Annotated in this window: 10 protein-coding genes and 1 pseudogene; 9 read left to right on the top strand and 2 right to left on the bottom strand. The window is 32.7% G+C overall.

Going from position 1 to position 12,598, the window contains the following annotated elements:
• The 4 genes and pseudogenes from MNO09_RS01740 (at position 1) to MNO09_RS01725 (ending at position 4,100) form a co-directional block, all read left to right on the top strand.
• Positions 1-870, top strand: a complete 870-nt coding sequence (locus tag MNO09_RS01740; protein WP_070169441.1) for an ABC transporter ATP-binding protein — start codon at positions 1-3, stop codon at positions 868-870.
• The gene (locus tag MNO09_RS01735; protein WP_306474160.1) at positions 854-1,489 is read left to right on the top strand and encodes an ABC-2 transporter permease; all 636 of its coding nucleotides are present in this window, start codon (positions 854-856) and stop codon (positions 1,487-1,489) included. Before MNO09_RS01740 ends, MNO09_RS01735 begins: the two co-directional genes overlap by 17 nt.
• A gap of 173 nt (positions 1,490-1,662) precedes the next feature.
• Positions 1,663-3,093: pseudogene (locus MNO09_RS01730) on the top strand (IS4 family transposase).
• 545 nt (positions 3,094-3,638) lie between these two features.
• Positions 3,639-4,100 carry a DapH/DapD/GlmU-related protein gene (locus tag MNO09_RS01725; RefSeq protein ID WP_070169440.1) on the top strand — a complete coding sequence of 154 codons (462 nt, stop codon included), beginning with the start codon at positions 3,639-3,641 and terminating at the stop codon, positions 4,098-4,100.
• 801 nt (positions 4,101-4,901) lie between these two features.
• Here MNO09_RS01725 and MNO09_RS01720 read toward each other — a convergent pair.
• Positions 4,902-5,549 (bottom strand): DJ-1/PfpI family protein, encoded by a 648-nt coding sequence (locus MNO09_RS01720; RefSeq protein WP_070169439.1) that lies wholly within the window; start codon positions 5,547-5,549, stop codon positions 4,902-4,904.
• Between the two features lie 772 nt (positions 5,550-6,321).
• Between MNO09_RS01720 and MNO09_RS01715 the strand changes: the two genes are divergently transcribed.
• The 3 genes from MNO09_RS01715 (at position 6,322) to MNO09_RS01705 (ending at position 9,000) form a co-directional block, all read left to right on the top strand.
• Positions 6,322-6,972, top strand: coding sequence for an ATP F0F1 synthase subunit alpha (locus MNO09_RS01715; RefSeq protein ID WP_070169438.1), 651 nt, complete (start codon positions 6,322-6,324; stop codon positions 6,970-6,972).
• Positions 6,973-7,631: 659 nt separating this feature from the next.
• A complete protein-coding gene (locus MNO09_RS01710) occupies positions 7,632-7,949 on the top strand; it encodes a MarR family winged helix-turn-helix transcriptional regulator (RefSeq protein ID WP_347280213.1) in 318 nt (105 codons plus the stop codon).
• Positions 7,936-9,000: a threonine aldolase family protein gene (locus MNO09_RS01705; RefSeq protein ID WP_002069752.1), complete on the top strand. Its 1,065-nt coding sequence runs from the start codon at positions 7,936-7,938 to the stop codon at positions 8,998-9,000. The genes MNO09_RS01710 and MNO09_RS01705 overlap by 14 nt, the downstream gene beginning before the upstream one ends.
• 494 nt (positions 9,001-9,494) lie before the next feature.
• On the opposite strand, the gene pdxR is transcribed toward MNO09_RS01705, so the two are convergent.
• Positions 9,495-10,973 carry a MocR-like pyridoxine biosynthesis transcription factor PdxR gene (pdxR, locus tag MNO09_RS01700; RefSeq protein ID WP_070169436.1) on the bottom strand — a complete coding sequence of 493 codons (1,479 nt, stop codon included), beginning with the start codon at positions 10,971-10,973 and terminating at the stop codon, positions 9,495-9,497.
• 366 nt (positions 10,974-11,339) lie between these two features.
• Here pdxR and MNO09_RS01695 point away from each other — a divergent pair, with 366 nt between their 5' ends.
• Both MNO09_RS01695 and MNO09_RS01690 read left to right on the top strand, forming a co-directional pair.
• Positions 11,340-11,759 (top strand): acyl-CoA thioesterase, encoded by a 420-nt coding sequence (locus MNO09_RS01695; RefSeq protein WP_070169435.1) that lies wholly within the window; start codon positions 11,340-11,342, stop codon positions 11,757-11,759.
• Between the two features lie 56 nt (positions 11,760-11,815).
• Positions 11,816-12,592, top strand: coding sequence for a PhzF family phenazine biosynthesis protein (locus MNO09_RS01690; RefSeq protein ID WP_070169434.1), 777 nt, complete (start codon positions 11,816-11,818; stop codon positions 12,590-12,592).
• Positions 12,593-12,598 lie beyond the last annotated feature (6 nt).

Raw genomic sequence — 12,598 nt, 5'->3', positions numbered from 1 at the left:
ATGGAGAACATTGTAGAAGTGAAAAATGTTTCAAAAACATATAAGGGATTTTCTTTAAAAAATGCATCGTTCAACATCAAAAAGGGGTTTGTAACGGGATTTATTGGCGCAAATGGTGCTGGGAAAAGTACGACAATTAAACTTATTATGGATCTTATTAGCAAGGATAGCGGAGATATCACAGTTTTCGGTAAAGATCATCAAAAGGAACAAGTTTCTATTAAAGAGCGTATAGGATTCGTATACGATGACAATATCTATTATGAAGATATGACAATTCATCAACTGAAAAAATTCATTGCTCCAGCGTATAAAAAATGGGATGAAAATCAGTTCCAATCCTACTTACAGCGCTTTGAGTTACCGACTAACATAAAAATGAAAGAGATGTCTACAGGGATGAAAATGAAGACTTCCCTAGCGTTTGCACTTTCACACCATGCCGATTTTATACTTATGGATGAGCCGACATCTGGACTCGATCCTGTATTTCGAAGAGAACTTTTAGACATCCTTTATGATTTAATGGTCGATCAAGATAAAACAATTTTTTTCTCCACACATATTACCACTGATTTAGATCGTATTGCTGATTATATTGTATTTATTCATAATGGTGAGATTGTTTTTGAAAAAGATATACATAGTATTTCTGAAGAATATGCAACTGTAAAAGGGGATAAATCCTTGCTTACGCCTAAAATCAGAGAGCAATTAATCGGGATTCGTGAAACAAACATGGGGTTTGAAGCACTCACAAGTAACGCCAGCCGTTCACGTACGCAATTAGGGAATGATGTATTAATTGAAGAAGCGACATTAGAAGATATTATGTACTATACAAAAAAGGGGAATGTTCAATATGTATAATTTAATATTAAAGGATTTTAGATTGCAAAAATTATTGATCTTACTCTATCTACTTGGTATATGCTTTTTTATAGGGACGTTTGGAAGTTTTGGGTTCATAGTCGTTTTGGTGGCTGGTTCTTATATGATAAATCTACATTATTACGACGAAAAGAATAATAGTCACAAATTTATTAATAGCCTGCCTTATAGTAGAAATAAAATTATTATGTCAAAATATATTGGTACAGTGTTGTTTACAATTCTAGTAGTTCTATTCTCATTATTGATACAAGCAGTAATTCAAGTTGCATCCCCGACTTATGGAGTTGAAATTGAAACTCCACAGACAATTGTGGTTAGTGTTCTTACTGTCATGTTGTTTACGTCTATCTACTTACCATTTTTCTATCGCTTCACTAATAAATATTTGATGGCTGCTGTCAGCATTATTTTCCCTGTATGTGTTGTTTTATGGAGACCACTTGAGGCATATGTAAATATTACCGACCTTGTATATAGCGTTACTACACAATTTACTATTAATCAACTAATTACACTTGCTTCAATTGTTACCATGCTTATATTTATCGGTTCTTACTTCTTAACGGTGAGAATTTATAAACGTACTGATTTTTAAAAATTCTTTTTAACTGAAATATAGAATACCTAACAAATAACTGTTGTACAGTTTTATTCTTAAACGCTTTGGTGCTACTCAATCGCTATCAAACTAATCAAACAAAGTTCTCCCCTCAAATGAAAAAATGCGCTATTCTTTCTATAGAATCATAGGAAAGGATGGCGTTTTTTATGTCTGTTTCTGTGTCCGACGAATTACAACTATTTGCTCAAGAGATTCAAAGTTTTTTATCTCCAAATACCTTACGAGATCTTGCTAGAGATGTTGGTTTTGTAAAACGAACCAGTAAGTACCAAGCAAAAGATTTAGTAGCTTTATGTATATGGGTGAGCCAAAATGTAGCTAGGACTTCTTTAACTCAGTTATCTAGCTGTTTAGAAGCATCAACAGCAGTACTCATCAGTCCTGAGGGACTGAATCAACGATTTAATAAAGGCGGCCGTCCTACTTTTACAACACCTACTAGCCGAACTACTAAGCAAAAAATTGACCGCATCTATGCCGATTTCTTCTCCATACACTTCTGTTTTCAAGCGTATTCGTATTTTAGATTCAACTGCATTTCAACTCCCGGATGTCTTTTCATCTGTTTATCCAGGTGCAGGAGGATGGAGCCATACAGCGGGGGTGAAAATTCAGCTTGAGTATGATCTATTAAGTGGACAGTTCCTACATATTCATACAGGTCCAGGTAAACAACATGATCGAACCTATGGTTCTCTGTGTGTCCCAACTGTGACAGCGAATGATTTATGTATCCGAGATTTAGGTTATTTTCATTTAAAAGATCTTCAATATATACAAAATAAAGAGGCCTACTATATCTCTCGTATCAAGTCCAATACACGTATTTATCAAAAAAATCCTAACCCGGATTATTTTCAAGACGGAAGAATTAAGAAAGGTACAGAGTATATACAGATAGATATGGAGACGTTAATAAACTCCCTTCAACCAGGACAAACATATGAAATAGCTAATGCTTATGTAGGAATGATTGATAAAGTGCCAGCCCGTATAATTGTTCATCGATTAACCAAACAACAGCAACAAAAACGATTACAAGATCAAGCTGTAAGAGAAAAAAAGAAAGGAATGAAGTATTCTCCTCGTAGTAAACGACTCAGCGGTATCAATGTATATATGACAAACACCCCTACAGATATTGTCCCGATGGGACAGGTACATGACTGGTATTCTTTGCGTTGGCAAATCGAAATTTTATTTAAAACGTGGAAGTCATTCTTTCACATTCATCATTGTAAAAAAATAAAACCAGAACGATTGGAGTGCCATTTGTATGGTCAATTGATTGCTATTCTACTATGTTCTTCTATCATGTTTCAAATGCGCCAATTGCTCCTTATGAAGAAAAAACGAGAGCTTAGTGAGTATAAAGCCATATATATGATTAAAGACTATTTTCTTCTTCTATTCCAAACTATACAAAAAAACACCCAAGAGCTATCAGAGGTGTTACTTCGTCTGTTCAATCTCCTACAGCAAAACGGGCGGAAATCTCATCGATATGAGAAAAAACGGTCTTTGATATATTAGGTGTCGTTTACAATTGTACCATGTCTGATAATCAAGCCGCTTAATTTAAAAAAGTGAAACCCGTTAGGGTTTATTTCGTATGCAAATCTTTCAATCACCTACACTTGCCCTTTAGAAAAAAGAAACAATCTCACCTAAAATTTATATTGCATAAGCTTAGCTTGATAGCGATGTGGTACTACCCCATACTGCAACCTTGACATTCCCTTGTTACGAGTAGTAAACCTAAAATTAGAAACGTTTATGATGGATGTTGTTTTATAAAGTACTGATAGTTAATATTAATATTTAAATACAGAGATTATCATTTATTCTTATCACTTTTACACTTACTTCAGAGGAAGATCACAATCCTTAGCGTAGGAAAACTAAGACTTCTCCAAAATGTATTGGCGTATATCCTAATTGGACCATTTTGAATACATATGTCTCTTATTATTTTAATGTAGGGAATATTAAGTGGAGTCGAAGTTAATATTAATCAATATTAGATTGTGTCTGCTGCCCAGAAAGCTCCTAATTTCTCTAATGGATTATTTGTATCAAAAATAATTATATTAGTAGCAAAGAAAGATAGGTAATTTTAAAGATGGAAATGAAAGAGTTTATAGATTTTTGTAAGAAAGGCAATCCAATTTCCGGTAAAGATACAGAATTACATAAGCTATTAATTCAATGTAGTTATGAAGCCCAAAAAATAACAATGACATTGAATACATCGTACCATTCAAGAGAAGAAATCGTGGAGATTTTTAGTGAACTAACAGGTAACAAAGTCGATGTATCGTTTATGTGCTTTCCGCCGTTTTATACAGATTTCGGTAAAAACATCACGATTGGAAAAAACGTGTTTATTAACACCGGTTGTTCCTTCCAAGATAGAGGGGGAATTAATATAGGAAACGGTTCATTGATTGGTATGAATGTTACGATTGGGGATAATTCTGTTGTTGCAGCAGGAGCTGTTGTTACTAAGGATGTCCCGGAAAACACTGTTGTTGCAGGAGTGCCAGCAAAAGTTGTAAAAGAAATTAATAATAATTTAGAGTAGTTTAGTTTTGATAAAAATAAGCAATCGTAGAGAAGACATTTTCCCACAAAATAGGCTGGAGTCAACTTTTCAAGTTTTATCATTGGATTGAAAAAAATGCACTTATATTAACATTTTTCTTTGTAACAAATATAAATGAAAAGAAACATTAATATAACTTGATTTTAAAATGTTTGTAATCTTTCCTTCTTATTATTAGAGTGAGGGGGGAAGAATATGTTTAATTGGACAACACCAGAGGATGTAATAGTTGGTATATTGTTTTTAGGGATAATCGCAATTGCAACTAGATGCACAATCAATCAAATACAATAAAGCATCTATAAAAATAGGTGCTTTTTTTATATAGAAATTACACCGTCATTTGTTTTTTTATATTTCAAATATAAAAAAACAAATGACGGTGTGTGTGTAGTGGATATCCTTATGCTTTATAATTGTATATAACTATATAAATTATAGTTTAGACTTTCTTGTCTAAATAGTGTGGAGTTTCATGTCCTTGTACAGGAGATGTAGAAAGACATAAAGGTCTAAACTAAAACTCATGAACAATCGTTGATAAATAGCCATTATCATAAATTTTGTAGGAACTTTCATGTCTTAATAACAGGACATGAAAGTCTAAACTTTTTGTACCTAGGACAAGAAAATCTAAACTACTTAGCCAGTAATAATGCAATAAGAAGAAAGTTAACTTTCTTCTTATTAGGTTTCTCGAGTAGAATTGTTACATTTTTTATTCGAAAATATGATAAATCTCTAAAGTGTTGGTGATACCTCTAATGTAAAAACTTTTATTTAAAAAGCCATAGGTTCTTTACCTTTATTTTTCCAAACGGTACCTCTACGTTCAAATTCAATCATTTTCTCGACAGCGTGTGCAATTTTTGGTCCTAGTTTTTGTTCAATTGTATAAATAGCAAGATCTATCCCTGAAGTAACACCACCGCTAGATACTAAATCTCCATCATCTACGATACGAGCATGCACTGGTGTAGCTCCCATTTTAGGTAAAGCACCCATCCCCATAAAATGTGTACTAGCATATCGACCATTTAGTAGTCCAATCATGCCTAAAAGGTTAGCACCTACGCATACTGTATTTAAAGTAATATTAGGGTTGTGTGCTGCTTGGTGTAGCATAGTTTTCAAATCCGTCTCAGAAGCTTTTTTTAACCTATTTACAACTGAATTTGGTCCATCATCGTAGGAATCGCCAGCACTACCTGGAATTAAAATTACACCTTCAGCGGTTGGATCGAGTATGCCTGTGGCTTCGATTCTTACGCCATTTACTCCACTTTTAACTAATCTTTTCCCTTCGACAGTTACTAACTCCACTGTTACTTCTTCTGGAGAAAGAGCTGCTGCAACGTGAAAGACATCAAAAGGAGCAAGTGCATCCATTAAATCAAACCCATCAAATAAAACAACTTGAAATTTCATATTTTATAAACATCCTATAATTATTTCGGACCGAACAGTTCGGTCTGATGAAAGTGCTATATACAGTTTAATGACCAACCCTACAGTTACAAGGAATATGATAATAGGTATGTATATATAACAGTCAATAGTTACTTATAACACTTGGATTTGAATATCATAAAAATTCTGTAATATACGTTGGAAAAGAAAATAAAAAGTGAGAGTTTTAAATCTGAAAATATAAATTTATAGATTTAACTACCCATGATTTATGGGTTTTATGAGTAGCATCATTATAGACACTTTGAATTTCTTTTCAGTGTTATAAATTGGGGTTGAGTGTTATATATGGTTACAATGTAACATACAAGTATCTAAATGGATTTTTTCAATAAAAAGTGAAAATCATATTTTAGTAATTTGAACACGAAAGGAGAGAATAGGCTTATTGATATGGGCTATTCAATACATTTTTTCTTTATTGTTTGTTAATTATTAATAGACCAAAGAGTACATACCCTTAAAAGTTGAAAAGATTTTAGCACACGAGATATTTGGATAACAAAAGTTTTAAATTAGAATAAAGAAAATGCAGCATAAATGTGAAAATAGTCTTTATGTGATTATTAATATTTTATATTCACATAAATAAGTTAAAAATATTTTTCAGAGGATATATGAGATTGTTTACAATTTATAGCCGCTAAAAACTTTTATTGTAACTAATTCCGTTACGATATTTTTGATATTAACCAATACATACGTACAAAATGAATGGAGATGTTATGAAATGAATATGAAAAAAATTATTTTAGTTGGTGCATTAGGAGTCGCAGCATTTACAGGAACTAATTTACCAGGACTAGAAGCACCAAAAGCAAGTGCAGCTTCTATTGAATCAAATATTGCAAGAATTGAAGGACGTGTAGTTGAGATTGATAAAAATGTGATTTCAGTTGAATCAAAACAATATACTAATCCAATTAGTGTTTATTTAAATTCTACACCTAATGTGAAAATAGGCGATCAAGTACAAGTTACCGGTACCATAATGGTTAATTTCACTGAATATATGGTTGCAAACTCTATTGAAAATATCTCATTAACACCAGGAATGCATTTTCAAGAAAATGGTCTCCCTGATTATGTAGTAGGAGAAGTTAATAAAAAAGGACAAATTAATCATAACGGAAACAAACCTAGAGATTATGTAATTGTTAAATATCCTAATAACAAAGGTGGATATACTATTCTAGAAGTTTACTTAACACTAGGGCAACAATTTAATATTGGTGATAAAGTTAAAGTAACTAATATGGACCTTGCAACATGGGGTGGAAGGTCCGTAGATTGGAATATACAAAATAACATTGAAAAAATTCAAGAATTACAAACTTCAAATAACAATAATAATGATGATGATAAATGGATTTGGTCTTAATACAAAACTGTCTATTTAATTATTGCTAAACTTTTCTATTAGTTATACCAACCAACCTATGTATAAAATCTTGATTTTTCAGCTTATGGTTCTTTTTGTTTGTGGCAAACTTATGCTTCCAGGATTTGAAGAATATTTTTAATGTCGCTTTTAAATAAAGTCACGGTGTTTATAATAAAGACGAAATGTTTTGTCCATTTGGATCTGTTTATCTAAAGGGATGTTTTTATAGTGAAAAGAAGATCTGAACTAAAAGGCGGATTAAGGAACTATTGAGCAGCAATAAAGTTACTCCACTAAAGGGCCAGATTGTTCAATAAGAAGAAAAATTTAGGGGTGCATTTCTTCAAGAAAGAGAAATAATTCATTTCAATAAGACTATTTTTTAGCTTACCTCACTACTAGGGGCAAATTTGATTTTTTAAAACAGTATAGCTACCATAGTATTCAATCCTCAATATGTGATTTGTTTAGCTTAACTTATACTAAATGATTTAAAAATAAAAAGTTGACATAGCCCACTAATTTAACGAAACATTGTTAGTGATAAAAGGCGATTTAATCGATTTAATACGAATATACTTGGTTTATTAGATAAGCATGTATTTAATGGTGAATATTCTCTTACGGAGTCACGGGTAATTTTAGAGATTGGTTTCATGGGAGAGTGTATCGCAAACGATTTAGTCGAAAAACTTGATATTGATCGCAGCTATATGAGTAGACTAATTGCTAAGTTTATTAAAGATGGTCTACTAATTAAGGAACGTTCGACGATTGATAATAGAATGAGTCCGATTCGATTGACACCAAAAAGGACTGTTTTTTTTAATCATTTAAATGAAAAATCTAATGAACAAATAATGAGATTACTACAAGGTCTGTCACAAAAAGAAATAAAAGAAATACATGCTTCTATGTTGTTGATTGAGAAGAAATTAAATAGGTCTAAGGAGAATATGAATGATACGATTTGATAATGATTATGCAGAAGGTGCTCATGAGCGAATTCTGAAACGATTAGTTGAAACCAATGAAGAGCAGACACCTGGATATGGTAGGGATGAACATTGTGAAAAAGCGAGAGTTTATATTAGAGAAACTTGTGATGCAAAGAATGCAGATATACATTTTCTAGTTGGAGGAACACAAACAAATACAACAGTTATTGCCTCCATATTACGTCCGCATCAAGGGGTAATTTCTGCAATTACTGGTCATATTGCAGTACATGAAACCGGAGCAATTGAAGCTACTGGTCATAAAGTGCTTACTTTGCCAAGTGATGATGGGAAAATTCGTGCAGAACAGGTAAAAGAATTATATGATGCTCATTGGAATGATGCGACTCATGAGTTTATGGTACAGCCGGGCTTAGTATATATTTCTAATCCAACAGAGAATGGAACAACTTACAGTAGATCCGAATTAGAAGAATTAAGCAAAGCTTGTCGGGAATGTGGTTTGCCATTGTTCATGGATGGAGCTAGATTAGGATATGGTCTGGCTTCAAAAGGCAGCGATTTATCCTTAGCAGATATCGCATCACTTTGTGATGCTTTCTATATTGGGGGAACGAAAATAGGAGCATTGTTTGGTGAAGCAGTAGTCATCATAAATGATGATATAAAAAATGATTTTCGATATATAATCAAACAAAACGGAGGACTATTGGCTAAAGGGAGATTATTGGGAATACAGTTTGAAACCTTGTTTGAAGACGGCTTATACTATGAAATTTCCAGGCATGCTGTGGAAATGGCGATGATGATTCGAGAGGCATTTGTTGCAAAAGGCTTTTCATTAAGGTACGATTCCAAAACAAATCAACAGTTTCCTATTTTGCATAAAGATGTAATAACGAAATTGAGCAAAAAATATTCCTTTGCCATTTGGAAAAAAGTCGATGAAACTCACAGTGTTGTTAGATTTTGTACCAGCTGGGCTACAAAAAAGGAAAATGTAGAAATGCTGATAGAAGATATTAAGAAATTAGAATCGCGATTTGTGAATGGTGTATTGACTTGAGTCTGTTGAGCAAACACAGGTAGAAAAATGATTACACTATTTTATAAAAAATTATTCACTAGCAACAAATAACTCAAGCACTTTGATCAAACTTTTTTCAAAGTGTTTGGGTTTCTTCTGTTGAAAAATTTATTTTTGTAGCATGTTTTTGATCAAACTTTATTACAAACCAACAGCATTCACGGCAAGCTTATGGGTTAATAATTAATCCACGGCAAAGTTATGTTTCCTTTTCCCTCGAATACGCCACTCCCTCCTCTCAAAAACATGTGATTTCCGGCAAAGTTATGCTTCCTTTAGCGGCAACTTTATGGGGAAAGTCACAGTTTAAATTATTTAACCATTAATCTTATTACTATCAAAAAAGAACTTGTAGTCTGGCTACAAGTTCTTTTTTATAAGGTTATATGTTTTTTAATGAGGCAGTCTTATTGTTATATTTATAAGATTGAATAGATTTTTCGAACTACTAATCATTTGGCACCATACTGTAATTAAAAGAATGGTGAATTGTCATGAGTTGTCTTCGCTGAAATAACCGAATGAAATATATGACATAAAACTTTAACACCCTCTTTTAATTCTTGTTCACTCATATAAGAAAAACTTAATCTCATATGATGATTTTCTAATTCTACAGGATAACAAGCTGAACCAGGCAAAAATGTCACTTTTTTCTTTTGTGCTTCTAAAAGAATAGAATTTGTATCTACCCAATCAGGAAGACTAATCCAAAGATTTAATCCTCCTTCAGGAGTGTACCATGAAACTTCAGAAGGAGCATACTTTGATAATAAATCTAAAACTAGATCTCTTCGTAATTTCAAAGCAGTTCGTAACTTTTTTATATGCTCCATTGATTTCTCTGATTTAATAAACGGTAATATCATCTTCTGAGTGAGTAAAGGACTACCCAAATCTGCGTTAGCTTTTGCTGCTAACAATCGATTAAATATGGAACCAGAAGCAACTAAAACTCCAATTCTACAACCAGGTGCAAATGTTTTACTTAAACCTTTTAAATAAATAACATGCCCGGAATCATCTAAGCTTTTTATAGGAACCGGTGGTTTTTTACTAAAGTAAATTTCATTCCATGGATCATCTTCTATAATTATGCTATTGCTACTTTGGGCTATATCAAGAATCTGTCTACGTCTTTTAGCAGTTGTGATAACACCTGTTGGATTATGAAAAGTAGGGACTGTATATATAACCTTTGGTTTATATTTATCGCATAAACTCTGAAGAATATCTATCCTCATGCCATCTTTATCAATTGGAACGGTAAGGACTGTAGCACCTCTCCCGCGAAAAACATCGATTGCTCCTGGATAAGTAGGAGCCTCCATAATAACCACATCATCAGGCCCGATAAATGTACGAGCAATTAGACCGATTCCTTGCTGAGAGCCATTTGTAACTAATATATTATCTGGATCCGTAGTAATATCAGTTCTTTTTAAATATGCAGCCATTTCATGTCTTAGTTCAAGATCTCCTTGAACTTCTGCATACTGGGATAAAATCCTTGGATTATGAACAAATATTTTTTGAACTTCTTGTTCTAAAAAGCGGTTAGGAAATAACCTGGGATCAATCATTGAAGATGATAATTGAATCATTTCTGGAACTTGATGAAAACGAGAAAATTGAGATCTAGGTAAGTAATCCTGAATTGAGAGCTGCCAATTATAAGGTGAAACTTTTGGTTGTCGATTAACAACTTCTTTTCTTTCCGGATTAACAAAGGACCCTTTCCCTTGAATAGAAGTAACGAATCCATCTTCCTCAAGTTTCTTATATGCTTTTGCTACTGTCACTAGACTCACCTTCAATTGTTTTGTAAGTGTGCGTATAGAAGGTAATTGTGTTCCTTCTTGTAGAAAGCCAGAACGTATTTGATCGACAATAGATAGATATATTTGTTTGGAAAGCGAAATTTCACTATTACGTTGAATTTCAAAATGCATATTAAATCTCCTTTCAGTGTTATAGAAGGTGGTTGCGTGTTATATAGGGTTTCGATATAACATACAAGTAGTTCAAGGGATTTTTAAAATGAAATTTAAAATGCGAAAGGAGGTAATAGCTCTATTAATAAGTAATAGGTTAAACGTCTTTACTTAAAATGATACCCATATGTGATGATAATTTAATCATTTCGCACAAAAGAGTTTTATATTTATAACCCATTAAGTAATTTGAATTAAACGAGACTTATAGTATAGAGGCAATATACGTGATTTTTAAGATTCATGCAAATATTTAATTTTGATTAAATAATTTTTTAGGTAGTCAAGGATTGCAACATTATCACGCTTAAAAGGAGAGATATTATGTATAAACACGATATTATTGTACGTTTTAGTGAATGTGATTCTTTAGGACATGTAAACAACTCAAATTATTTTACGTATTTTGAAGAAGCAAGAAATGACCTCTTTAAAATTTTTAATCCGAGTCTAAAAATAGACTCTTGGAATTTAATTGTTGCTTCAACTCAATGTGACTTTATTCGTGAGGTGGTTTATGGTCAAAAACTAGTTGTTTCTACATGGATTAGCAAAATTGGTAATGCAAGTTTTCAAGTTGAACATGTTATACAAGATGAAAATCAAAATTGGATTGCAAGAGGAAAAGTTATTTTAGTTCATTTTAATTTTCAATCACAAAAATCAATTCCTTTATCTCAAGAAATAAGGAACGTACTTTCGGAACATACTGAGGCACCTAAAGGTGTTCCGATGTTGAGATAAAAACATCATAATCATTTGATCTTAATACACAATGGGACACTATGGAGGTATATGTAATGAAATATTATGTAGTAGACGCATTTGCAGAAAACATATTTGAAGGAAACCCTGCAGCAATTTGTATCATGAAAGATTGGATTTCAGATGAGATGATGCAAAAAATTGCGATAGAAAATAATCTGTCTGAAACAGCTTATGCTGTAAAAGAAGGGGAGGGCTATCAACTAAGATGGTTTACTCCTGGAGGAGAAATTGATCTATGTGGCCATGCAACTTTAGCAGCAGCATACGTTATTGCAAATTATTATGAAAAAGGTATTGAGGAAATTATATTTCTAACAAAGAGTGGAAAACTTGTTGTATCCAAGAAAGGTAATCTTTATGAGATGGATTTCCCAAGCAGAATGCCTGAAAAGATTACATTAACAGATAAGATGGTTAAAGCCATTGGTATAAACCCTATTGAAAGCTACTTAGGTAGAGATTTAATCTTCGTATTAGAAGATGAAGAGGATGTTCAAAATCTAACTCCTGATTTTGCGAAAATGAAGGAGCTAACAGAAGGATTAGCCGTATCAGTTACTGCCAGAAGTGCTAAATATGATTTTGTTTCCAGAGTTTTTTTTCCAAAACTAAATGTAAATGAAGATCCAGTTTGCGGTTCAGCGCATTGTAGTTTCATCCCATTTTGGGCACAACGTCTTGGTAAAGATGAAATGGTAGCAAGGCAGCTGTCTGACCGAGGCGGAACATTATATTGTAAACATGAGGGAGACAGAGTAAAGATTGCGGGAACAGCAGTTGTATATGCCATTGGTGATATTCAAATTTAATAAAAA

The organism is Bacillus sp. N5-665 (assembly GCF_022637375.2).
Taxonomy (GTDB): domain Bacteria; phylum Bacillota; class Bacilli; order Bacillales; family Bacillaceae_G; genus Bacillus_A; species Bacillus_A wiedmannii.
The sequence above is the reverse complement of the archived record's forward strand: the minus strand, read 5'-3'. Positions and strand labels throughout refer to the sequence as shown.